Raw genomic sequence first — 24143 nt, 5'->3', positions numbered from 1 at the left:
CGCAATAATCGATGACAGAATCGCAGGCAATGTCGCTCATTATTTCATACACTCTTGGAAAAGAGGGGTGGACATGGATAGCGATATTTTGGTTTCCCACGCACGTACTGCCACGATCATGCAGGGAGCCACCGGCTATCTGACGATCGACCTCGCCGCACTCGGCCGCAACTACCGCAAGCTCCTATCCATGCTGACGCCGGTCCGCGCCGGCGCCGTCGTCAAGGCCGACGCCTATGGCCTCGGCGCCGAACGGGTCGCCAGGACGCTCTACGCTCAGGGCTGCCGGCATTTCTTCGTCGCCCAGTTCATCGAGGCCGTGCGGCTCCGGCCCGCACTTGCGCAGGACGCCCAGATTTTCGTCCTGAACGGCTTGCAGCCGGGCAATGAAATCGCCTGCGCCGAGATGGGCGTCGTCCCGGTCCTGAACTCGCTCGCCCAGTGGCGGCAATGGTCGGCGGCGGCGCGCGCCCTGAAGCGCTGCCTGCCCGCTGTCCTGCAATTCGACACCGGCATGTCGCGGCTCGGCTTTCCCAGCGAAGAGAGGGCAGAACTTGCGGCCGCCCTTCGCGATGGCGGCAATGTCGAGATCCTGTTCATCATGAGTCACCTGGCCTCGGCCGATGAGACGGACGGCGAGCAGAACGGCGAACAGCTGGCGGAGATGGCCTGCATCGCCGAGGAATTTCCGGGCTTCGATATTTCCTTCGCCAATTCGGGCGGCGTCTTCCTCGGCGATGCCTATCATGGCGTGCTCGCCCGGCCGGGCATCGCGCTCTATGGCGGCGCTCCGAATGCCGGCACGGAGAATCCGATGGAGCCGGTCGTCAGCCTCGATGTCGCCGTCGTGCAGACGCGCGCCGTGCCTGAAGGCACGAAGGTCGGTTATGGCGGCGCGCATGTCACGCATCGGGAAACGCGCCTTGCCACCATTGCAGCCGGCTATGCCGACGGCCTGCCGCGAAGCCTGAGCGGCCGCGGCGCCGTCTATTTCAAGGGCATCCGCCTGCCGATCGTCGGGCGCGTGTCGATGGACAGCATCACCGTCGACGTATCGGCGCTACCGGAAGGCGCTCTGACGCTCGGCAGCCTTGTCGAGGTGCTCGGGGCGCATCAGACGCTCGAGCATATCGCGCGCGATGCCGACACCATATCTTACGAAATCCTAACCGGTCTCGGCGATCGTTATCACAGGCAATATCGCTATCTTACGAAATCCTAACCGGTCTCGGCGATCGTTATCACAGGCAATATCGCTGAGATCAGGCGCTTCATCATTGGGAACATCATGAAAGTCATCGTTCTGGGCGCCGGCATCCTCGGCGTCACCTCCGCTTATCAGCTCGCCAAATCAGGCCACGAGGTGACGGTCGTCGACCGTCAGTCCGGCCCGGCGCTGGAGACGAGCTTTGCCAATGCCGGCGAAGTCTCCTTCGGCTATTGCTCCCCGTGGGCGGCCCCCGGCATTCCTGCGAAGGCCATGAAGTGGCTGTTCATGAAACATGCGCCGCTCATCCTGCGCCCGAAATTCGACGTGGCCATGCTCGCCTGGATGGCGAGAATGCTGTCGAACTGCACCTCCGAGCGCTACGCGATCAACAAGAGCCGCATGCTGCGCCTTGCCGATTACAGCCGCATCGCGCTCGCCGAGCTTCGCGCCGAAACCGGCATTGCCTATGACGAGCGCATGCAGGGGACGCTGCAATTGTTCCGCATGCAGCAGCAGCTCGATGCCTCGGCAAAGGACGTCAAGGCGCTCGCCGCCGACGGCATTCCCTACGAGGTGCTCGACCGGGACGGCTGCATCCGCGTCGAGCCGGCGCTGAAGCATGTGCGCGACAAGATCGTCGGCGGCCTGCTGACTCCGAAGGACGAAACCGGCGACTGCTTCAAGTTCACCAACGCGCTGGCCGCCAAGGCCGAGGCGCTCGGCGTCCGCTTCGCCTACGGCACGACGATCAAGGCGCTTGATGTCGAGGCCGGGCGCGTGCGCGGGGTGATCACCACTCGCGATGGCGACGGCAACCCCGATCGCGAGCGCATGAGCGCGGATGTGGTGGTGGTCGCGCTCGGCAGCTATTCGCCGCTGCTGGTCAAACCTCTCGGCATCAGCCTGCCGGTCTATCCGGTCAAGGGCTATTCGCTCACCATTCCGATCACCGATGCGTTGCGTGCGCCGGAATCGACCGTCATGGACGAAACCTACAAGATCGCCATCACCCGGCTCGGCGATCGCATCCGTGTCGGCGGCATGGCCGAGATTTCGGGCTATACCAACGATCTCGGCCTGGCCCGCCGCAGCACCCTGGAGCACTCCGTCACCGATCTCTTCCCCGGCGGCGATGTTTCCAAGGCGTCCTTCTGGTCCGGCCTGCGCCCGATGACGCCTGATGGTACGCCGGTCATCGGCCCGACCAAGGTCGCCGGCCTCTTCCTCAATACCGGCCACGGCACGCTCGGCTGGACGATGAGCACCGGTTCGGCGCGGCTGATCGGCGATCTCGTCAGCGGCCGCGCGCCCGAAATCGACGCCAGGGATCTTGCGGTCAGCCGCTACGGCTGAGCGCGCAAGCGGGAGGAAAGGGAATGTACATGACTGTACAAATCGGTTATCCCTCGGGGAAGCCGTCATCCGAGGTCACGAATGTCCGTTAATCCTCACAGGCACAGCACCGCCGATCTTTCCCGCGAGACGGCGATGGCAGGCATGTCCTTTCGGGAAATGGTGCAGAGTGGAACGGACCCCGACCAGCTCTCGGAAGCATTGTCGACGCCGAAAGCAGCGATCAGGATGATGGCGGAGGGCAATGCGCCGATTTCCTATCACTGCAATTTCATCTCGGCGGGAGATGTCAGCGTTGCCGATTGCTCCTATGAAGGCACGCTTGTCGGCAAGCGGGACGGTGTCATCGACAGATTGGCCATATTTCTGCCGACGGAGGGCAACATGCTCTTCGGGGGCAGCAAGGAGCCGATCTATTCCGTGCCCGGCCGGGGCGTAATCCTGGAGCCGGGCCGTGCCAGGGGCACCAGCATCTTCGGCCCCCGCCATCACCTGTGCATGTTCATCGATCGGGAGATGATCGTCAGGCGCCTCACGCATATGTTCGAGCGAACGATCACGGGCGACATCGGCATTCATCCCGATATCGATCTTGCGGCCGGTCCCGGACTCATCGTGCAGCAGATCGTGGCGAACCTTCATGCCGGCCTTGCCGAAAACGGACCGCTGCGGCGCTCGCCGCTGGCTGTCAGCTCGCTCTCCGATGCGGTGATCTACCTGCTTCTGGAGGCCTGTCCCAATCGCTATTCGGACGAGCTGGCGCTGACCGCTCCGGCGCCGGCGCCGCGCCACGTCAAATGGGCCATCGATTACATGCAGGAACACATCGCCGAGCCGATCTCGCTCGACGACATAGCGGCGGCCGCCAAGGTCAGCGTGCGGACCCTGCAGCAGGGTTTCCGGCAGTTCAGGAACACGACCCCGATGTCCTATCTGCAGGAAATCCGCATGCTGGCGGCCCACAGCGAATTGCTGGAAACCGGCGGCAGGCAGGCCGTCGCCGAGATCGCGTTCAGATGGGGCTTCACCCATCTCGGGCGGTTTGCAGCCGAATACAGGAAGCGTTTCGGCCAACTGCCCTCACAGGTCTTCAAGCAGTGAGCGTCAGCCTGCCCGGAGCCGCCGACGGACGATTCCGGCGTGGAAGTCGGCCCCATGGAGCAGGCCCGCATCGTTGAAATCATAGGTCGGGTTGTGGAGCGGCGGCGAGCTTTCGCCGTTGCCGAGGAACACGAAGCAGCCCGGCACTTTCGCAAGGAACTGCGCGAAATCTTCCGACCCTGTCATCGGCTTGCTCGCGATGGCGACATTCGAAGCGCCGTAGAGACCGCGCCCCACCGCCAGGGCTTCCTCCGTCAGGAGGGGATCGTTCATGAGCGGCACGAATTCCCTGGTATAGAGAACGTCGGCCTTGACGTTGTAGGCCATGGCCGTACCCTCGGCGATGACGCGCATCTGCTTTTCGATGGTCTCGCTGATCTCCGGACGGAAGCTGCGGGCGTCGCCGAGAATGCGGGCAAGGCCGGGAAGCGCGTTGCGCGTGCCGTCGGCGATCAGCTCGGTGACGGAGACGACGCCGATATCGGCCGGGTCCAGTCGCCGCGAGACGATCGTCTGCAGGTTTGTCACCAGCGCGCAGGCGGCGACGAGCACTTCATTGCCCCAATGCGGCCGCGCGGCATGGCCGCCGATACCGGTCAGCGTGATCTCGAAATTGTCCTCGGCCGACATGAACGCTTCGGGACGCGTTTGGAAATTGCCGACGCCGAGCCCCGGCATATTGTGGATGCCGTAGATCTCGTCGAAGGGGAAACGCTCGAAAAGCCCGTCGGCGATCATCGCGAGCGCGCCCTTGCCCCATTCCTCGGCCGGCTGGAAGAGGAAGCGCACGGTGCCGTCGAAGCCGCCTTCTTGAGCCAGGGTCTTTGCCGCGCCGAGCAGCATGGTGGTGTGGCCGTCGTGCCCGCAGGCGTGCATGGTGCCGGGGTTCTGCGACCGGTATGAGGCGTTCGTCTGTTCGCTGATGCGCAGGGCATCCATATCCGCGCGTAGCGCAATGGCGCGATTGCCGCTGCCGCGCTTCAACGTTCCGACGACGCCGGTGCCGCCGATGCCTTCAGCGACCTCATCGAAGCCGAACTCCCTGAGCTTGGCCGCGACGAAGGCAGCGGTCCGCTGCTCCTCGAAGCCGAACTCGGGATGGGCGTGGAGATGGCGTCTCCATTCCGTCATGTCCGCGTGAAGCGCATTCCTGTCGATGCTCATGCCGGCAGTCCTTCCGTGGCGAGGCGGCGAACGACGTCGAGCAGGATGTTGGCGCCTGCAACGAGATCTTCGTCAGCGGTGTATTCCTTTGGATTGTGGCTGATGCCACCGGCGCTCGGAACGAAGATCATCGCCGACGGGGCGATCCTGGCGATCATCTGCGCATCGTGGCCGGCGCCCGAGGTCATCCGCCGGCAGGCGAGACCCCGCTTTCCTGCGGAGTCTTCGATGAGCTCGACAATTCCCAAATCGAATTTCACCGGCTCGAACCGGGCAAGCCTTTCCACCGATATGCTGACTTGCTCCTCGGCCGAGAGGCCCTCCAGGAAGGATGCGAGCGCGGCTTCTTCTTCCCGGAGGCGATCTTCGTCCGGGTCGCGCAGATCGACCGTGAAGGTCGCCCGCGACGGGATCACATTGATCGCGTTCGGTTCGAAATTCATGCAGCCGACCGTCGCCACCGTCGGCGTGTTCGAGGTCTTTGCCCGGTCGCGCAGGAAGGTGACGACCCGTGCCGCGGCATGACCCGCATCGCGGCGCATCGAGATCGGCGTCGTTCCCGCATGGTTGGCGTCACCGGTGATAGTCACCTTCTGCCAGGAAATGCCCTGAAGGTCTTCCACGGCGCCGACGGGAATACCCCCGCGTTCGAGGACCGGCCCCTGCTCGATATGCAGCTCGATATAGGCATGCGGTTTCAGGAAGCCCGGCTCATATTCGCCGGCATAGCCGATGCGCTTCAGCTCCTCGCCGAGAACAGTCCCGTCGGTGCCGATTGTGGCAAGCACGGCATCGACGTCGAGACCGCCCGCATAGACCAGCGATCCCATCATATCGGGCGCGTAGCGCACGCCTTCCTCGTTGGTGAAGGCCGCAACGGCGACCGGCCGGGATGGCGCCAGACCTTCCGCCTTCAGCGTCTCGATCACTTCAAGCCCCGACAGCGTGCCGTAGCAGCCGTCATAGATGCCGGCACCGATGACCGTGTCGATATGCGAGCCGAGCAGAATGGGCGCTTCGTCTGCCACACCATCCGGCTTCCAGATGCCGAAGATATTGCCGATGCGATCGATGGCGACCTCGAGTCCGGCGCCTGCGATCCAGGCCACGAACTGGTCGCGGCCGAGTTTTTCCGTATCGGACGCCGCCAGCCGGACGAGCCGGCCTTTGCTGTCCCGGCCGATCTCGCCGAGCGTCCTGATGCGTCCGAGAAGACGGGCCGCATCGATGGATGGCTTAGTCATGCCATGGCTCCTTGCCGGTTCTTCGCGGCGACCGCGGCGGGCGGCAGGCCGGTGATTTCTTCGTATTTGCCCGGATCGGTCGCACCCTCCGTGTTGACGACGAAGATGCGGGAGCCTTGGCCGATCGCAAGCGCCGCCCTGCTCGCCGGGTCGGCGGCGGCTTTGATGGCGGCTGCGAGGCCGACGCCGCCACTTTCGCCGGCGACGATCGCGGGATCGCCGGCAACGGGGCGGGCAAGGCGGTTCATGATCGCGGTCGCCTCAGTCTCCTCCACCGTCATGAAGGCATCGGCCGCACGCGAAAGAACACGCCAGGCGACCAGCGAGGGCTCATAACATTCCAGCATCGCCATGACTGTCGGTTCGCCATGGGCGACCGTAACGGGATGGCCGGCGCGCGCCGTTTCGAAGAGGCACGCCGCGCGGGCGGGATCGACGACGGTGAAGACGGGACGCCGCTCGCCGAGCGCAATCGCCAGATGGCCGGCGACCGCGGCGGCAATGCCGCCGACGCCCGATTGAATGAACACATGCGTCGGCGGCTCCGGCATCTGGCTCAGTGCTTCCCGGATCAGCGCGGTATAGCCCTGCATCACCAGGCCGGGGATGCGCTCGTAGCCCGGCCATGAGGTGTCCGAGACGATGATCCAGCCCTTCGCCTCGGCGATGCGGGCCGCCTCGCGGACGGAGTCGTCATAGGTGCCCTCGACGCGGATCATCTCTGCGCCGAAACGGGCGATGGCGGCGACGCGTTCATCGCTGACGCCTGCGTGCACGAAGATCGCGGCGCGCGCACCGACGAACTGAGCCCCCTGGGCAACCGAGCGGCCATGATTGCCGTCGGTGGCGCAGGCAACCGTCATCTCGCGCGCAACGGCGCGGACCTCTTCGGAATGCAGCTCGGCCATATCGACGTCGCGGCCGAGTTTCCGCCGGGCCTGTTCGAGGACGAGACGGATCACCGCATAGGCGCCGCCGAGCGCCTTGAAGCTGCCGAGGCCGAAGCGATGGCCCTCATCCTTGACGTGGATCGCGCCGACGCCGATGTCGCGCGCCAGTCCCGGCAGCGCGACGAGCGGCGTAACCGCATGGTCCTCGCGAAAGGCGAGGTAGCGCTCCACCTCTTCGGCGGCGGCGATGCCGAGCGTCTGCTGTTCTCGCGGATCGAGCGGCAGCCGATAGCTGGCAGTGGTGTTTGGAAGAAACATGGCGAACCTCGATTTCGTGATGTCGCTGAACTCTATTGCACCGCTCACGAAAAAGGCGCTGATATTGGCGGGTTCATTTGCAATTTTGTTTCGCCGGAGCATTCATTTGAGCAAGCGTGTTCAGACCTCTCCTCTCGACGCCTTCGACCGCAAGATCCTCGCCATCCTGCAGCAGGACAACATGACCCCGCAGCGCACGATCGGCGAAGCGGTCAATCTTTCGGCGCCCGCCGTTCAGCGGCGGATCAAGCGAATGCGGGAGGAGGGCGTGATCCGGGCGGATGTCGCAGTCGTCGAGCCGGAGGCGGTCGGGCAGTCGATCACGATCTTCGTCGAGGTGGAGGTGATCAGCGAAACCGCCGATCAGATCGAGCGGGCGAAGAAGGAATTCGCGGCCGCCGCTGAGATCCAGCAATGCTATTACGTCACCGGCGAAGCGGATTTCATTCTGGTTATCGTCGTGCCGTCGATGGCCGATTACGAGGCGCTGACGCGCCGGCTCTTCTTCGGCAACAACAACGTCAAACGCTTCCGGACCTTCGTTGCGATGGACCGGGTCAAGGTCGGGCTCGGCGTGCCCGTCGGGTGAGCCGATGCGGTGGCGTTTCGCCACCGCATCGGTTGGCTGGCAAAGTTATGCCGCGCGCTTCAGCGCATCGGCGATCGTCGAGACGATCGTGTCGATCTGCTCCTTCTCGACGATGAGCGGCGGAGACAGCGCGATGATGTCGCCGGTCACGCGGATCAGCAGGCCCTTCTTGAAGCAATCGACGAAGACGTCGTAGGCGCGGGTTCCGGGCGTAGCAGCGCGGGGCGCGAGTTCGACGGCGCCGACCAGGCCGAGATTGCGGATGTCGACGACATGAGGCAGGCCCTTCAGCGAGTGGAGGGCTTCCTGCCAGTGGTCGGCGAGCTCGGATGCGCGGGTGAGCAGGCCCTCTTCCTCGTAGATTTCGAGGGTGGCGAGACCGGCGGCGCAGGCGACCGGATGGCCGGAATAGGTATAGCCGTGGAAGAGCTCGATCGCATTTTCCGGCCCGACCATCAGGCCGTCGTAGATCTTGCGGCTGGCAAAGACCGCGCCCATGGGAATCGCGCCGTTGGTCAGACCCTTCGCCGTGGTGACGAGATCAGGCATGACGCCGAAATAATCCGCCGCGAACGGCGTGCCGAGACGGCCGAAGCCGGTGATGACCTCGTCGAAGATCAGCAGGATACCGTGCTTGTCGGCAGTGGCGCGCAGCTTTTCGAGATAACCCTTCGGCGGCAGGACGACGCCGGCCGAGCCCGACATCGGCTCGACGATGACGGCGGCGATGGTTTCGGCGCCGTGCAGCTGCACCAGCCGTTCGAGATCGTCGGCGAGCTCGATGCCGTGGGCGGGAAGCCCCTTGGAGAAGGCGTTCCGCTCGACATCGAGCGTATGGCGCATATGGTCGGCCGGGATTTGCGGGAAGACCCGGCGGTTGTTGACGAGGCCGCCGACGGAAATGCCGCCGAAGCCGACGCCGTGATATCCCTTTTCGCGCCCGATGATGCGCGTCCGGGTGCCCTGGCCGATGGCGCGCTGATAGGCGATGGCGATCTTTAGGGCTGTATCGACCGATTCCGAACCAGAGCCGGTAAAGAAGATGCGGTCGAGCTTGGCATCAGCGCCGCCCGGCGCGTTTGCGGCGAGCTTTGCGGCAAAGTCGAAGGCGATGGGATGGCCCATCTGGAAGGTCGGGGCATAGTCCATGGTCGAAAGCTGCCGCTCGACGGCCTGGGCGATCTTCTTGCGGCCGTGGCCGGCATTGCAGCACCAGAGGCCGGCCGTGCCGTCGAGAACGCGGTTCCCATCGACATCGGTGTAATACATGCCTTCGGCGGCTGCGAGAAGGCGCGGCGTGGCCTTGAACTGCCGGTTCGCGGTGAACGGCATCCAGAAATTTTCGAGTACGGGCGCGTTCGTCTTGTTGATCTGGTCCATTCTGGCCTCCTTGGGAATGAACCGAGAATGGCGTGATTTCCGCTTTGCAAACAAGTCCTTTTCTTCAATTGCATAACCAATTGAAATATATAAAGCGCAAGGATATGTTTTCGATATTCTGGACAACAGAAACGAGCCCATCATGTCTATCGATATCGGCGGCCGCCTTCGCCATCTCCGCATCGCCCACAAGCTTTCCCAGCGCGAACTCGCCAAGCGCACCGGCGTGCCGAATTCGACGATCTCGCTCATAGAATCGAACGCCTCCAACCCTTCGGTCGGGGCCTTGAAACGCATTCTCGACGGCATTCCGATCGGGCTCGCCGAATTCTTCGCCTTCGAGCCCGACCGCCCACGGAAGGCCTTCTATGCGGCCGAGGAACTGGTGGAGATCGGCAAGGGCGCCATTTCCTTCAGGCAGGTGGGCGAAAACCTGTTCGGCCGCAGCCTGCAGATCCTCAAGGAGTGCTACCAGCCCGGAGCGGACACCGGCAAGGTGCCTCTCGTCCATGAAGGGGAAGAGGGCGGGATCGTGCTTTCGGGAAGGCTCGAAGTGACTGTCGATGACGAGCGGCGCATCCTCGGGCCGGGAGATGCCTATTATTTCGAAAGCCGGCGCCCGCACCGGTTCCGCTGTGTCGGTCCGGTGCCCTGCGAAGTCATCAGCGCCTGCACGCCGCCGACGTTCTGAGTGATGTCAGCGGCCCTCGATGCGGGCAAGCACGCCGTCGAGCGCAGCACTCAGCGCGGCAAGGCCGCCCTTGCTCTCGAAGTCGGAAAACACCTGTTCGTTGAGGCCGCCCTTGGTGGCGAATTCGCGGCTCAGCGCGCTGAAGGGTTCGTTGCCGGGATTGTTGGCCTTCTGCGCCAGGCTTGCGAAGAGCGGGGCGATGTAGGCTTGGCTCTTTGCCCTTTCGAGACCGCTTTTCTCCAGCCAGCCGGTGATCGATTCCATGACGCCGAAATAGGTCGACATGACGGCGCTTGCGGCTGCGAGGAGATCGTACTCCTTCCGCGACTGACATTGCACGGCCGTGCCGAGCGTGTCGAACAGCGCCGCGATGGCGGCATTGGCGGGATAGATGGCGGTGACGCCGTGGCGCTGCGCGACGAAGGGCAGGGGGATGGCCTGGCCGAGTTTGACATCGGCGCCGATCCAATCGAGCAGGGCCTGGCGCTCCGTCGCCGCGACGAGGCTGACGACCGTCTGGCCGGTCCGGAACGACAGCGCCCGCACGACCTCCTCGGCGATCTGCGGCCTTATCGCCAGGAACACCATGTCGCTGCGATCGACGACAGTCTGATTGTTCCCGGCAATTCTGACCGAGGCGAATTCGGCTGCCAGCGTCGCGGCGATGTGAGCGCTTCGCGGCGAGACATGGATCTCCGAGGCATAGGCCGGTTCGGCCAGAAGGCCGCGAACCATGGCTTCGGTGATGGCGCCGGTGCCGACGAATCCTATGCTGTCGATCTTCATCCGATTACTCCGCCGCCCGCAGCGGGCCCAGCGCGACATCCGTGGTGTAGTTCTCGCGCATGAAGTTGATGAAATTGTCCTGGAACTGGCGCGTATGGGCGTGAGCGAGTTCGTCGGCCAGATCGACGTTCTTCTCCCGGATGGCATCGAGCATCAGCGTGTGCTCGTCGGTCAAGAGATAGCCCTCATGGGTCCGCTCCAGATATTCGAAATGCAGGTGGAGCATGCGCTGGCCCTGCGACAGGAGCTTCTCGTAGAAGGAGGCGAGATACTGGTTCTTGCCGGCATGGGCGATCGCCATGTGGAATTCCTTGTTGGCTTCCGACATGGCGAGATGATTGCCCGTCTTGACCGCCGTTTCGAACGACTTCAGACGCTTGGCGATGATCTTCAGGTCGGCTTCGGTCCGGAGCGCCGCGGCTAGCCGCGTGTTCATGCGCTGCGCGATGTCGAGCGCCTCGACATATTTGGGAAAGGTCGCGACTTCGATGGGCGCGACGATCGTGCTGCGGTTCGAAAGCGTCACCACCAGCTCGTCGGCGCCGAGCCGGATCAGGGCTTCGCGCACCGGCGAGCGCGACATGTCGAAGCGTTCGGCAAGCGTCATCTCGTCGAGAAGCTGACCCGGCGGCAGGGCGAGCGACAGGATCTCGTTGCGCAGCGTTTCATAGACGCTCTTCCAGCCGGTCCCGCGGATGCGTTTCACTTCCGATTCTTCAGACACTTAAGTCCCTTTCTCCAGACGCGGGTCCATTGGGCCAGAAAAACAGCGTGTCGGCAATGTAATTTTTCCGCTTGACTTTGTCGACACGCTGTTGACATATTTTGGTCAGTCGACACGCAGCCGACAAGAAAACAATAGAAACGGCGTGAGCCGACGAGTGGAACCGCGCGTTTCGCGCACAACAAAGAGGAATGCCCGATGCTTTCTTTGATAACGTCCGCCCTGCGGGCGCTGCCCGCGCTCGCCCTGATGGGAGGTCTTTCCGCAACCGCCGTTGAGGCCCAGACCGCCGAGGGATATTGGCAAGGCGTGCAGAAGGCGGGCGTTCTGCGCTGCGGCGCGGCCGTTGCGCCGCCCTATGTCATGCGCGATCCGGCGACGGGCGAATATTCCGGCTTCTTCGCCGATCTCTGCAAGGAATTCGCCGAAGTCCTGAAGGTGAAGCCCGAATTCGTCGATACGACCTGGGACAATATCGTCGCCGGTCTGCAAGCCGGCAAATGGGACGTGTCGCTGGCGCTCAACCGTACGCCGGCACGCGCCATGGCCGTGCAGTTCTCGATCCCGGCGATGGAGTACCAGATTTCGCTCGCCTATAACAAAAACAACCCGAAGATCGCGGCCGGCGCCGCTTCCGTCGCCGATATCGACAAGGCTGGCGTGACGCTCGCCGTCATGTCGGGCACGGCGCAGGACAAGGCGATCTCGGCGGCGGTGAAGAACGCCACGATCATGCGCCTTCCCGGCAATGACGAGACCCGCCTGGCGGTCACCTCGAAGCGCGCCGACATCCTGGTCGACGCCTCCGACACCAACCAGCTCTTCACGCAGTCGAATCCGGACTGGGCGGTGGCGCTCAATCCGACGCCGGCACTTGCCAAGCAGGGCGTCTCCTTCGGCCTGCCGCATCAGCTTTCTGCCGCCGATGTCGAGGTGGTCGACATCTTCCTCGAAGAGAGGGTCGCCACCGGCCATGTCGACGAGCTGATCAAGAAGGCCGTCGACGACGTGCTCAAGGGCGCGAAGTAACCTCGCCGGGCCGGTGCGGGCATCGCGCCGGCCCCCTCCAGTTTCGATCACCGGAGATTGGCCATGACCACGTCCTTCAGCCTTCCCCTCGTGAAAATGCAGGCGCTGCACAAAAGCTATGGCAGCGGCGCCGTCCAGGTGCTGAAAGGCATCGACATCGAAATGAAACCCGGCGAGCGCGTCGTCGTCATCGGTCCGAGCGGCGGCGGCAAGAGCACGCTGCTGCGCGTGATGATGGGGCTGGAACAGATCGACAGCGGCTCGATCAGCTTCGATGGCAAGCCCTATATTTCCTCCGATGGCGCGGCGGCGGAGACGCAGATCGACACCAATGTCCGTCGCTCGATCGGCATGGTCTTTCAGCACTACACGCTGTTTCCGCATCTGAACGTCACCCAGAACCTGATTCTCGCGCCCTGCAAGGTGCGCGGAGAAGCCAAGGCGAAGGCGACGGCCCGCGCCCAGGCGCTGCTCGAACGCTTCGGGCTCGGCGCCAAGGCCAATGCCTATCCGGCCCAGCTTTCCGGCGGCCAGAAGCAGCGCGTCGCCATCGCCCGCGCGCTGATGCTCGACCCGAAGCTGATGCTGTTCGACGAAGTCACCTCGGCGCTCGATCCGGAACTCGTCAGCGAGGTCGAGCAGGTCATCCTGCAGCTCGCCGCCCAGGACATGCCGATGATGATTGTCACCCACGATATGTGGTTCGCCAAGAACATCGCCTCGCGCGTCATCTTCTGCGCCGGCGGCGTGGTCGTCGAGGACGGCCCTCCCGAACAGGTGCTCGCCGCTCCGCGCGAAGAGCGGACCAAGGAATTCATCGACCGCGTCTTCCACATCAAGCAGTAGGAGGGGCAGGCCATGAACTACACGTTCGACTTTCACGCGGTGACGCTTGCGCCGCTCTTGCAGGGCCTGTGGGTTTCGCTGCAGCTGACGGCGGCGGCCAATGTCATCGGCATCGTCTTCGGCTTCGCGCTCGCGCTTCTGATCATGAGCCCCTACCGGCTCGTGCGGCTGCCCTTCATGCTGTTCGTCGAATTCTTCCGCTGCACGCCTGCCATCGTTCAGATCGTCTGGATCTTCTACTGCGTGCCGATGCTGTTCGACGTCTTCCTCGATCCGATGACGATGGGCATCATGGCGCTCGGGCTCAATCTGATGGCATTCAACGCCGAAGCCTATCGCGCCGCGATCCAGGCGGTGCCGCGCGAGCAGCTCGATGCCGGCATCGCGCTCGGCCTCAATCCGCTGCAGCGGGTGCTCTACATCGTCTTCCCGACGGCGTTCCGCGCCTCGATCCCGGTGCTGCTGACCAACGGCATCGTCATCTTCCAGCAGAGCGCGCTGGTCGCGATCGTGGCGATCCAGGACCTGATGTACCAGGGCAAGACGCTGGCAACGGAGACTTACCGGCCGATCGAGACCTTCACCGTCGTGGCGCTGATCTATTTCGCTGTGTCCTTCCCAATCACCCAGATCGTCGGCCTGCTCGAACGCCGCCGCCAGATCCTCGTCAGCTAGGAGGCCAGCATGATGACGCTCGATTTCTCAATCCTGCTGCGCTTCGAAAACGCGCTGCTGCTCGGCCTCTGGATGACGATCAAGCTGACGCTGATCTGCATCGTGCTCGGATGTTCTCTCGGTTTCCTCGTCGGCCTCGCGAGGTCGTCGCGAAATCTGGCGCTACGCGCCATTGCCGGCGCCTATGTCGAATTCTTCCGTGGCACGCCGGTGCTGATCCAGCTCTTCTGGATCTTCTTCTGCCTGCCGCTCCTCCTCGGCGTCGAACTTTCGAACCTGGCTTCCGGCGTCATCGCGCTGACGCTCTATATGGGCGCGATCACCAGCGAGACCTTCCGGGCGAGCCTCAAATCCATCGGCCGCGAACAGCTGGACGCCTGCGTCGCGCTCGGCCTGCCGAACAGGGTCCAGGTCGTCAATGTCGTGCTGCCGCAGGCTGTGCTGCGGGCAATCCCGACGCTGCTGTCGAACTGCGTCAGCCTGTTCAAGGAGAGCGCGCTGGTCTCCGCCGTCGGCATGGCGGACCTGATGTTCGTCGGCCAGAACATCTCCAACAATACGGCCCGTCCCGTCGAAGTGCTGACGGTGGTCGCCCTCATCTACTTCGTCATCGCCTTCCCCCTCACGCGGGCGGTCTCCCTGATCGAGGGACGCATTCTCAAGAAGCTCGCAATCTAACAGCCGTTCCCAGGACAGGAGACATCTCATGAAACTTTCCGGCGTCATGCCCGCGCTCATCACTCCCTTCGACGCGAACAACAGGATCGACTTCAAGGCGTTCGAAAAGCTTCTGGCGCATCTGCGCGAGGCAGGCGTCAGCGGCTGGGTGCCGAACGGCTCGACCGGCGAGTATTTCAGCCAGTCCAGGGAAGAGCGCCGTGACGTGCTGCAGTTCGTCAAGGAATTTGCCAGGCCGGGCGAAATCCTGATCGCCGGCACCAACGCGCCCGCCACCCGCGAGGTGATCGAGCAGACGGCGATGGCGAGCGACATCGGCTACGACACGGTGCTGCTGGCGCCGCCGTTTTATACCCGCCCGACGCAGGCCGAACTCATCAGGCATTATGAAGCCGTGCTCGGCGCCGTCGACGTGAACCTCGTCCTCTATTCCTATCCGGCCAAGGATGGCTCGGACATCAGCTTCGAGCTGATGGATCATTTTGCCGACAATCCGCGCGTGATCGGCATCAAGGAAAGCTCGGGCGTGCTGCAGCGGGCGATCGACATCGCCAGCCGCTATGAGGGCAAGATCCAGCTCGTCAGCGGCTCCGACGATATCGCGCTCGATTTCATGTTCTGGGGCGCGGAAAGCTGGATCTGCGGCCCGTCCAACTGCATGGCCAAGGCCTGCTGCGATCTCGACCGAACCTACAAGTCGGGAGACCTCGGCAAGGCGCGCGAGATGATGAAGACCCTCTATAGGGCGATGAACATCCTCGAAAGCGGCAAGTTCGTGCAGAAGATCAAATATGGCTGCGAACTTCAGGGACTGCCCGTTGGGCAGTGCCGCGCCCCGCTCGGCGAGTTGACGCCGGAGGAAAAGGCCGAGTTCAGGGCGGCGATGGAGCCGATCCTCAACTGGTAACCGATAACAGATCCGGGGCGGCCAAGCCGCCTCGAAATCTCTGACATTGCGAGGTTTCCGTGTCATCCATCGTGGTCGTCGGCGCCGGTATCATCGGCACCACCATCGCCTATGAACTCCAGCGCCGGGGCAACAGCGTCGCCTTGTTCGACAAGGCCGCGCCCGGCACGGGCGCCTCCTATGGCAACATGGCGAGCATTGCCGTCACCGAATTCATGCCGGCCTCGCGCCCCGGCATCTGGGCGCAGATGCCGAAATGGCTGCTCGATCCGGAAGGGCCAGTGCGCATCCGGCCCGGTTACCTGCCGAAACTGGTGCCCTGGTTCCTGAGGTTCCTCGCCGCCAGTCGCCCCTCAAAATTGAGGGAGTTGGAGGCGGCCGGCGCTGCGCTCTGCGGCCGTGTCTACGAAGATCTGGACGCCCTGCTCAAGCAGACCGGCCTGACGCATATGCTGACGGCCGAGGGGTGCCTCAGTCTCTATACCGACGACGCCGAGTTCCGGGCGGATCGGGAACATATAGAAATCCTGGAGCGCTTCGGCTTCCGGCATGAAATCCTCGGCAGAAACGCCATCCGCGATCTCGAACCGGCCTTGACGACGAAGATCGGCAAGGCGGTGCTCTTTCCCGACAACCGCTCGATCACCGATCCGTACAGGCTTGTGACCGCGCTTGCCGAAAAGTTCCAGGCGCTCGGCGGACGGATCGTCCAAGGTGACGTCGTCGGTTTCGAACGGAGCGAGGCCGGCGTCTCGGCTCTGCGGCTGGCGGACGGGCGCAGCCTTGCGGCCGACAAGGTGGTGCTTGCGGCCGGCGCCTTCACCGCCCGGCTTTCCAAGCTGCTCGGCGAACACATCCCGCTCGAAACCGAGCGCGGATACCACACGCAGATCATGCAAGCAGGCATTTCGATGCGCCATTCGGTGATCTGGCCGGCGCGCGCCTTCATGGTGACGCCGACGGCGGGCGGTATCCGCGTCGGCGGCACGGTGGAGATGGCCGGTCTCGACGCTCCGCCGGATTATCGGCGCGCAAAGATCCTGGTGAAGCGGGCTCGGGAGGCATTGCCGGAACTGAAAGCCGAGGGAGCGACGGAGTGGATGGGGCATCGCCCGGCGCTGCCCGACACCGTGCCGGTCATGGGACCATCCGCCAGGCGCCGCAACGTCTGGTACGCGACGGGTCACGGACATCTCGGCCTCACCTATGCGGCCACCACCGGCCGCTTGATGGCCGATCTCATCACGGGCGTAGAACCGCCCGTGGACATGAAACCCTATCGCGTCGACCGCTTCTGAAAGCGGCGCCGGCGCAAGGCGAAAGGGAGTGAACATGCGAAGCGAACTCTATATCGACGGACAATGGGTGAAACCGGTCAAGGGCGGCACCTGCACGGTGACGAACCCGGCAACGGAAGAGGTGATCCAGACAATTGGAGCGGCAACGGCCGAGGATGTCGATCTCGCCGTCAAGGCAGCGCGCCGCGCCTTCGACAAGGATGGCTGGCCGAAGCTGACGGGCGCCCAGCGCGCCAGATATCTTCGCGCCATCGCCGAAGGCATCCGCGCCCGCCAGGCCGAGATCGCCCGCCTCGAAGTTCTCGACAACGGCAAGCCGTTTCCCGAAGCCGACTGGGACGTCGCGGATGCGGCGGGCTGCTTCGACTTTTATGCGGGGCTTGCCGAACAGCTCGACAACAATCCCGAGGAGGCGATCGTGCTTCCCGATCAGCGTTTCAGCTCCAAGGCGGTGCGCGAGCCGCTCGGCGTGGCCGGCGCGATCATCCCCTGGAACTATCCGCTGCTGATGGCGGCCTGGAAGGTCGCCCCGGCCTTGGCCGCCGGCTGCACCGTGGTGCTGAAGCCCGCCGAGCTGACATCACTGACGGCGCTCGAACTGGCTGCTGTCGCGGACGAAGCCGGGCTGCCGCCCGGCGTGCTCAATATTCTGACCGGCGCCGGCTCGGTCGCCGGCCAGGCGATCATCGATCACAAGCAAGTGGACAAGCTCGCCTTTACCGGCTCCGGACCGGTCGGCTCGAAGATCATGGCCGCCGCCGCCCGCGACATCAAGCGCGTCAGCCTCGAGCTCGGCGGCAAGTCGCCCTTTGTCGTCTTCGAGGACGCCGATATCGACAAGGCCGTCGAATGGATCATGTTCGGCATCTTCTGGAACCAGGGCCAAGTCTGCTCGGCGACCTCAAGGGTCCTCGTGCAGGAGACGATCTACGAACGGCTGCTTGCGCGGCTCGTCGAGGAAACGAAGAAGATCAAGATCGGCAATGGTCTGGACGAGGGCGTGCTCCTCGGGCCGCTGGTTTCCAAGCGCCAGCACGAGCAGGTCGTCGCGGCGATCGATGCCGCGCGGCAGGCCGGCGCCACGGTCGCCTGCGGCGGCGCGCGGCCCGAAGGGTTCGACAAGGGTTACTACCTCCAGCCGACCGTTCTGACGGATGTTCCGCTCGACAGCGCCGCCTGGGTCGAGGAGATCTTCGGGCCCGTCGTCTGCATCCGGCCGTTTGCCACCGAAGAGGAGGCGATCGCGCTCGCTAATGATTCCCGCTTCGGCCTTGCGGCCGCCGTGATGTCGAAGGACGATGCCAGGGCCGAACGCGTCGCGGCGGCCTTCCGCGCCGGCATCGTCTGGATCAACTGCTCGCAGCCGACCTTCACCGAAGCGCCCTGGGGCGGCTACAAGGAATCCGGCATCGGCCGCGAACTCGGCCGCTGGGGCCTCGACAACTATCTCGAGACCAAGCAGATCACCCGCTTCGTCAGCGAGGAGCCCTGGGGCTGGTACATCAAGCCGGAGGCGGCCGAATGAACTGGGAGCGCAGCCTCGACCTGCTGCAGGTCCACTGCCAGGGCGAGATCGGCAAGGTCATCGTCGCAGGCGCGCCCGAAATACCGGGCGCGACCATGCTCGACAAGATGAACCACATCAACACGGTCGACGACAGCCTGCGCCGTTTCGTCACCTTCGAGCCGCGCGCCAACGTCGCCATGTCGGTGAACCTGCTGGTCGCGCCGACGCGTGCGGATGCCGATGCCGGCTTCATCGTGCTGCAGGCCGACCGCGCCCATCCGATGTCCGGCAGCAATTGCATCTGCGTGGTGACGGCGCTGGTCGAAAGCGGGCGGGTGCCGATGTCCGAGCCGGAGACGGTCGTCCGCCTGGATACGCCTGCGGGCCTGATCGTCGCGCGCGCCGCCTGCCGCGACGGTCGCTGCCTCTCCGTCAGCCTTGACAATGTGCCGAGCTTCGCCGAAGCGCTGGATAAAGAGGTCGAGACGCCGAAATGGGGGTGCATCAGGATCGACGTCGCCTTCGGCGGCGTTTACTATGCGCTCGTCGACGTCGATCAGCTCGGCCTCGATATCGCGCCTGCCAATGCCCGGCTGCTGGCGGAGGCCGGGATCGAGCTCAAGTCGCTGCTCGCAGGTCAGGTCTCGGTCGCCCATCCCGTCTTGAGCGGCGTGAATGAGATCGCCTATGTGATGTTCCGCAGCCGCGATGCCGATGGCGCTGTCAGGACCTGCACGACGCTGCAGCCCGGCCGTGTCGATCGCTCGCCCTGCGGCACCGGCAGTTCGGCGAACCTTGCGACGCTTTTTGCCCGCGGCGAGGTTTCCATCGGCGACCTGAGGACGTCGCGGTCGATCATCGGCGGCGAGTTTTTGGCCGAAGCGATCGGCGAAACTGAGGTCGGCGGTCGCCGCGCCGTGCTGCCGAGAATATCAGGCCGGGCCTTCATCTACGGCCGCGAACAGCTTCGCATCTCCGAAGACGATCCTTTCGCCACCGGTTTTGCGCTGTCCGATACCTGGGGACCCCAGGTCGGTTTACTCAGGTAGGAGCCGCCATGTCTCACCTTCAACCTCTGACCGGCCAGACCGTCCTCGTCACCGGAGCATCGGGCGGGATCGGCGCGGCGATCGTCGAGCGCCTGTCCGCCGAAGGTGCGCGTCCGATCATCCACTACGGCCGCGACAGGCAGCGCGCGGAAGCCTTGCTTCACAAGCTCGGCGGCAACGGGCTGATCGTCCAGGCCGACCTCTCCAGTCCGGACGGCGCCTTCGCGCTCTGGCGCGACGCGCTCGCGGCGGCGGGGCGCATCCATGCCGTGGTCAACAATGCCGGCATCCGCACCGAGATTTCGATCGATGCCGATCCTTCCGACTGGCGGGCCGCCTGGCAGAAGGAATTCCACGTGAATTTCTTCGCCGCGGCGGATCTCTGCAAGGAAGCGCTCGTGCATTTCAAGCAGCATGGCGGCGGGCGGATCGTCAATATCGCCAGCCGCGCCGGGCAGCGCGGCTATGCTGCCGACGCCATGCCTTACGGCGCGACGAAGGCGGCGCTCGTCAATCTCACGAAGTCGATTGCGAGGAGCTTCGGCCGCGACGGGGTCGTCGCCGTCTCCATCGCGCCGGGCTGGGTGCGCACCGAGATGACCGAGGAGTTCGTGACGAGGCACGGAAAGGATGCCGCTGTCGGCGACATCCCGATCGGCGAGATGGCCGAGCCGGCCGAGATCGCAGAGCTTGTCGCCTTCCTGCTCCGCCCTTCGCAGGCATCGGTGAATGGGGCGACGTTCGACGTCAATGGCGGCAGCTATATCAGGTAGAGCAATTCCAGCAAAAATGTGCAGCGGTTCTGCGTTCAAAATTGCGCCAAAAGGAGATTCGACATGAAGAGATTCCACGGCAAGGTCGCAGTGGTCACGGGTGGGGGCGGCGGCATCGGCTCGGCCATATCGAAGCGGTTGGCCGATGAGGGTGCGCTGGTGGTGGTGACCGACGCCAATGCGCAGGCGGCAGACGAAGTCGCTTCGCTCATAGAGGCGGCGGGCGGCTTGGCAGTCGCGATTGCGGCCGACATCTCCCGCAAGGAAGATTGTGTCGAGCTCATCGGGAAGGCCTTTGCCATCAAGGGGCGGCTCGACGTGCTCGTCAACAATGCCGGCATCAACCGGCGCGGCAACCTGCTGTCGCTTTCGGATGAAGACTGGCAGCTGAGCTTCGCGGTCAATCTGGATTCGATGTTCCATCTCTGCCGCGCGGCTCTTCCGCATATGATCGAAGCCGGCGGCGGCGCGATCGTCAACACGGCTTCGCAATGGGGGCTTTACCCCGCGCCGAACCACATCGCCTACAACACCACCAAGGCGGCCGTCGCCGCCTTCACCCAGAACCTCGCCCGCGACTATGCGCCCGACAAGGTGCGCGTCAACGCCGTCTGCCCCGGTGAAATCCACACGCCGATGCTCGAAGCTGGCGTCAAGCGTTCCGGCCGGACGATCGCCGATCTCGACAAGCTCGTTCCCTATGGCCGCATCGGCAAGCCGGAGGAAGTGGCGGCTCTCGTCGCCTTCCTCGCATCGGATGAGGCGGCCTTCATGTGCGGCTCGCTGGTGGAAATCACCGGGGCGCAAGCCGTCGCCTGATGCGCGACCGGCCTTGAGCTAAGAGATCGTCTACGATATCCCAGGCAGGATCTTCATCCCGAAAAGAAGGAGCCTGGGGAATGCCTTTCAACACCGCGCAGGTGACAAATCTCGGGAAGGCGCCCACGGCCTCGGATGTGATCCTGAAATTCATCCGCGATTCCATCGCGGATGGATCGCTCGACGAAGGCGAGCCGATCCGCCAGGACGATGTCGCCCGGCTGTTCAACGTCAGCAAGATTCCGGTCCGGGAGGCGCTGAAGCGGCTCGAGGCCGAAGGCCTGGTGGAATTCCATCGCAACAAGGGCGCGATCGTCACCAGCCTCTCCGAGCCGGAGATCGCCCAGATCTTCGAGGTGCGGGCGATCCTGGAAACCAATGCGATAAAGCTCTCGATCCCCCACATGACGGAAGAGACCTTCAAGGAGGCGCTGGGCTATTGCGACGCATTCGCGGATGAAACGGATGTCGCCCGGTGGTCGGAATTGAACTGGCGCTTTCATAGCCGTCTTTATGAGGACGCCCGCCGGCCGTTCCTCGTCAATACGATCCGTTCGGTAAACGACCGGCTGGAACGATATCTCCGGGTGCAGCTGACGCTGTCGCACGGCCAGCAGACCGCCGATCGCGAGCATCGGCAAATTCTCGAAGCGTGCCGCAAGCGGGACGAGGAAGCGGCCGCAGAGTTGCTTTATGCCCACATCATGAGCGCCTGCCAGTCGCTTCTCCAGCATCTCCCCGCGCAGAAGCCCGGCTGAGCCGTCAGGGGCCCGCGATCCTGGTGACGGCCTCGAAGACAGAGCGCGGCACTTTCAGCCTTTCCGAGGCCGGCCGCGGATAGTCGATGCCGCTGACCCCCGGCACGAAGACACCCTTCTCCTGAAGGCGGCCGGCCTGGCAGCGGGCGCGTTCGATCAGGCCATCATCAGTGCGCCCCGGCATCATCGCGACGACGGTCAATCCCACGGCGGGGCTGACGCTCCCCTCCCTGAAAGACGGCGTGTCCAGGGACCAGGGGCCGCCCGAAAGGCCCGCCGACAGCATTTCCACCATCAGCGCCACATTGGCGCCCTTGCGCCCGCCGAAGGGGAGAAGCGCTCCGCCAAGTGCTTTCGCCGCATCCTGGGTGTCCTTGCCGGCTTCGTCGACGGCCCATCCCTCCGGGATGCTGCGCCCTTCAGCCGCGGCTGCAACGATGTTGACGTAAGCCGTCGCGCTCGACGCCTGGTCGATGACAACAGGCAGCGAGCCTTCCCCCAGCGGAAAGCCAAAGGCCATCGGGTTGGTGCTGTAGACGGCGGGCCCGCCCGCCTTGGCGACCACCATGGCATTGGCATTGGTGGCGGCGAGGCCGACGATGCCTTCGCCGGCAAGCCTGCGGACGTAGTAACCGAGTTCGCCGGCCGTATAGCTGTTGGTCTGCGTGAAGATCGCAACGCCGAAGGTGCGCGCCGCTTCGACCAACTGGTCGAAGGCAAGGTCGAAGCCGAGCTGGGCAATGCCCCGGTCGGCATCGGCGACGAAGAAGGCGGGGTAGGGGCGTTCGCAGCTCGGCGCAGGATCGCAATTGATGCGGCCTTCGCGGAAGCTGTCGAGGTAATCGACCATATGCGGAAAGCCGAGCGCCGCAGGACCATAGAGCATGGCGGACAAGGTTGCGTCGACGAGCGAGCGGGCGGTGGCTTCCCCGGCACCCGCTGCCAGGCAGGCCCGCATCGCCAAAGACTCGGCTTGCGCCTGCTCGAGTAGGACCTCATCGGTCATCGCAAATCTCCAATCCTGTGTTTCCTTGGCCGCCGCGCCTTTGAGCCTTCGGCCGGCTATTCCCAAGACGCTTCCGGCGAGAAATGTACATCTATGTTCATAAACATGACTCTCATGATTGACAAGTCTGTGACTTCGTATAAATGATATCGTATACGAAATTTGCACACAATGGCGCAGCCGAACCTCAGAGGAGAATGGTCATGGGATTCAAAAGAACGATCCACGCGGTCGATACTCACGCAGGCACGCCGATGCGCGTGATCACGGGCGGCGTGCCGCATATTCCCGGCAACTCCGTCTATGAGAAGATGAAATGGCTGGAGACCAATGACGACCAGCTGCGCAAGCTGATGCTGCGCGAGCCGCGCGGTTATCCCGCCCATTGCTGCAACATCATCGTGCCGCCCTGTCATTCGGAGGCCGATGCCGGCTATGTCATCATGGAGCAGGTCGAATATCCGATGATGTCCGGCGGCAATACCATCTCGGTGGTGACGGTCCTTTTGGAAATGGGCATGCTGCCGATGAAGGAGCCGGTCACCGAGCTGGTTCTCGAGGCGCCGGCCGGTCTCATCCGCGTGAAGGCGGAGTGCAGCAACGGCAAGGTCAAGAGCGTGACCTTCAAGAACGTGCCGGCATTCGCCGCCCATCTCGACGCCGTCATCGATGTGCCGCATCTCGGCAAGGTCACCGTCGATGTCGGCTGGGGCGGCATGTTCTATGTCATCGCCGACGTCCGTCAGTTCAAGGGCCTTGAACTGATCCCGGCGCATGGGCGGGAGATCGCGCGCGTGTCCGCGATGATCCGGCAGGCGGCCATCGAGCAATTGCCGGTTGCCCATCCGCATTATCCCGGCGTCGGCATTACGATCTCGCAGCTCTCCGGTCCGACCGACGATCCGAAGGCCGACTGGAAGAACACGGTGACGATGGCGACCGGCGATCTCTCCTGGGACGATCCGGCGACCTGGACGGGCGCGCTCGACCGCTGCCCCTGCGGCACCGGCACCTGCGCGAAGATGGCCGTTCTGCATGCCAAGGGCGAACTGCCGCTCAATCAGGATTTCCGGCATCAGGGGATTCTCGGCAATGTCTACACCGGCAGACTGGTCGAGGAGGCAAGGATCGGCGACAAGGCCGCCGTCGTTCCCACACTGACCGGCACCAGCTGGATCTCCGGCCTGAACACGCTCGTTCTGGACAATGACGATCCTTTCACCGAAGGCTTCATGCCGGGCGATATCTGGGCCTGACGAAGGGCAGGCGGCATCGCCTGTGGCGACGATCCTGCTTCCGTTTCGGAATTCGAATGTTTATAAGGCTGAGCCATGAACATTCGACCGAA

24 protein-coding genes are annotated in these 24143 nt (G+C 63.9%); 17 read left to right on the top strand and 7 right to left on the bottom strand.

Annotated elements, in window-relative coordinates; translation table 11 throughout:
* The first annotated feature begins 73 nt into the window (after nucleotides 1–73).
* The 3 genes from alr to CO670_RS11855 all read left to right on the top strand — a co-directional run bounded on the left by alr (nucleotide 74) and on the right by CO670_RS11855 (nucleotide 3664).
* Nucleotides 74–1222 (top strand): alanine racemase, encoded by a 1149-nt coding sequence (gene alr / locus CO670_RS11865; RefSeq protein ID WP_097590415.1) that lies wholly within the window; start codon nucleotides 74–76, stop codon nucleotides 1220–1222.
* A 66-nt stretch (nucleotides 1223–1288) separates the two neighbouring features.
* Complete coding sequence (locus tag CO670_RS11860; protein ID WP_097590414.1) at nucleotides 1289–2563, top strand: D-amino acid dehydrogenase; 1275 nt, start codon at nucleotides 1289–1291, stop codon at nucleotides 2561–2563.
* Between the two features lie 81 nt (nucleotides 2564–2644).
* Nucleotides 2645–3664: an AraC family transcriptional regulator gene (locus CO670_RS11855; RefSeq protein ID WP_097590413.1), complete on the top strand. Its 1020-nt coding sequence runs from the start codon at nucleotides 2645–2647 to the stop codon at nucleotides 3662–3664.
* Between the two features lie 3 nt (nucleotides 3665–3667).
* On the opposite strand, the gene CO670_RS11850 is transcribed toward CO670_RS11855, so the two are convergent.
* Genes CO670_RS11850 through CO670_RS11840 form a run of 3 tightly spaced genes read right to left on the bottom strand, consistent with a single transcriptional unit; the run spans nucleotide 3668 to nucleotide 7280 of the window.
* On the bottom strand, nucleotides 3668–4828 hold the full coding sequence (locus tag CO670_RS11850; RefSeq protein WP_097590412.1) for a M20 aminoacylase family protein: 1161 nt from the start codon (nucleotides 4826–4828) through the stop codon (nucleotides 3668–3670).
* Nucleotides 4825–6072, bottom strand: a complete 1248-nt coding sequence (locus CO670_RS11845; RefSeq protein ID WP_097590411.1) for a Zn-dependent hydrolase — start codon at nucleotides 6070–6072, stop codon at nucleotides 4825–4827. The genes CO670_RS11850 and CO670_RS11845 overlap by 4 nt, the downstream gene beginning before the upstream one ends.
* A complete protein-coding gene (locus tag CO670_RS11840) occupies nucleotides 6069–7280 on the bottom strand; it encodes a diaminopropionate ammonia-lyase (protein WP_097590410.1) in 1212 nt (403 codons plus the stop codon). Before CO670_RS11840 ends, CO670_RS11845 begins: the two co-directional genes overlap by 4 nt.
* A gap of 106 nt (nucleotides 7281–7386) precedes the next feature.
* Here CO670_RS11840 and CO670_RS11835 point away from each other — a divergent pair, with 106 nt between their 5' ends.
* Nucleotides 7387–7869 carry an Lrp/AsnC family transcriptional regulator gene (locus CO670_RS11835; protein WP_097590464.1) on the top strand — a complete coding sequence of 161 codons (483 nt, stop codon included), beginning with the start codon at nucleotides 7387–7389 and terminating at the stop codon, nucleotides 7867–7869.
* A gap of 45 nt (nucleotides 7870–7914) precedes the next feature.
* Here CO670_RS11835 and CO670_RS11830 read toward each other — a convergent pair whose 3' ends face one another.
* Nucleotides 7915–9249, bottom strand: coding sequence for an aspartate aminotransferase family protein (locus CO670_RS11830; protein ID WP_097590409.1), 1335 nt, complete (start codon nucleotides 9247–9249; stop codon nucleotides 7915–7917).
* A 142-nt stretch (nucleotides 9250–9391) separates the two neighbouring features.
* On the opposite strand from CO670_RS11830, the gene CO670_RS11825 reads away from it, so the two are divergent.
* Complete coding sequence (locus CO670_RS11825; RefSeq protein WP_064696882.1) at nucleotides 9392–9940, top strand: cupin domain-containing protein; 549 nt, start codon at nucleotides 9392–9394, stop codon at nucleotides 9938–9940.
* A gap of 6 nt (nucleotides 9941–9946) precedes the next feature.
* Here the strand turns inward: CO670_RS11825 and CO670_RS11820 are convergent, their stop codons facing one another.
* Nucleotides 9947–10726, bottom strand: a complete 780-nt coding sequence (locus CO670_RS11820) for a pyrroline-5-carboxylate reductase (RefSeq protein ID WP_097590408.1) — start codon at nucleotides 10724–10726, stop codon at nucleotides 9947–9949.
* Between the two features lie 4 nt (nucleotides 10727–10730).
* Nucleotides 10731–11450, bottom strand: coding sequence for a GntR family transcriptional regulator (locus tag CO670_RS11815; protein ID WP_097590407.1), 720 nt, complete (start codon nucleotides 11448–11450; stop codon nucleotides 10731–10733).
* 198 nt (nucleotides 11451–11648) lie between these two features.
* On the opposite strand from CO670_RS11815, the gene CO670_RS11810 reads away from it, so the two are divergent.
* The 11 genes from CO670_RS11810 (at nucleotide 11649) to CO670_RS11760 (ending at nucleotide 21789) form a co-directional block, all read left to right on the top strand.
* The gene (locus tag CO670_RS11810; protein ID WP_097590406.1) at nucleotides 11649–12479 is read left to right on the top strand and encodes a transporter substrate-binding domain-containing protein; all 831 of its coding nucleotides are present in this window, start codon (nucleotides 11649–11651) and stop codon (nucleotides 12477–12479) included.
* A gap of 63 nt (nucleotides 12480–12542) precedes the next feature.
* On the top strand, nucleotides 12543–13325 hold the full coding sequence (locus CO670_RS11805; protein ID WP_097590405.1) for an amino acid ABC transporter ATP-binding protein: 783 nt from the start codon (nucleotides 12543–12545) through the stop codon (nucleotides 13323–13325).
* Nucleotides 13326–13337: 12 nt separating this feature from the next.
* Nucleotides 13338–14000, top strand: a complete 663-nt coding sequence (locus tag CO670_RS11800) for an amino acid ABC transporter permease (RefSeq protein WP_097590404.1) — start codon at nucleotides 13338–13340, stop codon at nucleotides 13998–14000.
* Between the two features lie 9 nt (nucleotides 14001–14009).
* Nucleotides 14010–14678, top strand: coding sequence for an amino acid ABC transporter permease (locus CO670_RS11795; RefSeq protein WP_176538926.1), 669 nt, complete (start codon nucleotides 14010–14012; stop codon nucleotides 14676–14678).
* A 28-nt stretch (nucleotides 14679–14706) separates the two neighbouring features.
* Nucleotides 14707–15585, top strand: coding sequence for a 4-hydroxy-tetrahydrodipicolinate synthase (dapA, locus tag CO670_RS11790; RefSeq protein ID WP_097590403.1), 879 nt, complete (start codon nucleotides 14707–14709; stop codon nucleotides 15583–15585).
* 59 nt (nucleotides 15586–15644) lie between these two features.
* A complete protein-coding gene (locus CO670_RS11785; RefSeq protein ID WP_097590402.1) occupies nucleotides 15645–16883 on the top strand; it encodes an FAD-dependent oxidoreductase in 1239 nt (412 codons plus the stop codon).
* 34 nt (nucleotides 16884–16917) lie between these two features.
* Nucleotides 16918–18408, top strand: a complete 1491-nt coding sequence (locus CO670_RS11780; RefSeq protein WP_097590401.1) for an aldehyde dehydrogenase family protein — start codon at nucleotides 16918–16920, stop codon at nucleotides 18406–18408.
* Complete coding sequence (locus CO670_RS11775; protein ID WP_097590400.1) at nucleotides 18405–19439, top strand: proline racemase family protein; 1035 nt, start codon at nucleotides 18405–18407, stop codon at nucleotides 19437–19439. Before CO670_RS11780 ends, CO670_RS11775 begins: the two co-directional genes overlap by 4 nt.
* Before the next feature lie 8 nt (nucleotides 19440–19447).
* Complete coding sequence (locus tag CO670_RS11770) at nucleotides 19448–20212, top strand: SDR family NAD(P)-dependent oxidoreductase (protein WP_097590399.1); 765 nt, start codon at nucleotides 19448–19450, stop codon at nucleotides 20210–20212.
* A gap of 63 nt (nucleotides 20213–20275) precedes the next feature.
* Nucleotides 20276–21031: an SDR family NAD(P)-dependent oxidoreductase gene (locus CO670_RS11765; RefSeq protein WP_097590398.1), complete on the top strand. Its 756-nt coding sequence runs from the start codon at nucleotides 20276–20278 to the stop codon at nucleotides 21029–21031.
* A gap of 80 nt (nucleotides 21032–21111) precedes the next feature.
* Nucleotides 21112–21789: a GntR family transcriptional regulator gene (locus CO670_RS11760; protein WP_097590397.1), complete on the top strand. Its 678-nt coding sequence runs from the start codon at nucleotides 21112–21114 to the stop codon at nucleotides 21787–21789.
* Between the two features lie 4 nt (nucleotides 21790–21793).
* On the opposite strand, the gene CO670_RS11755 is transcribed toward CO670_RS11760, so the two are convergent.
* On the bottom strand, nucleotides 21794–22795 hold the full coding sequence (locus CO670_RS11755) for an Ldh family oxidoreductase (RefSeq protein WP_097590396.1): 1002 nt from the start codon (nucleotides 22793–22795) through the stop codon (nucleotides 21794–21796).
* A gap of 203 nt (nucleotides 22796–22998) precedes the next feature.
* Between CO670_RS11755 and CO670_RS11750 the strand changes: the two genes are divergently transcribed.
* The gene (locus tag CO670_RS11750; protein ID WP_176538925.1) at nucleotides 22999–24051 is read left to right on the top strand and encodes a proline racemase family protein; all 1053 of its coding nucleotides are present in this window, start codon (nucleotides 22999–23001) and stop codon (nucleotides 24049–24051) included.
* Nucleotides 24052–24143: the final 92 nt, after the last annotated feature.

This window comes from Rhizobium sp. J15, from assembly GCF_002531825.1.
GTDB lineage: Bacteria > Pseudomonadota > Alphaproteobacteria > Rhizobiales > Rhizobiaceae > Rhizobium.
The sequence above is the reverse complement of the archived record's forward strand: the minus strand, read 5'-3'. Positions and strand labels throughout refer to the sequence as shown.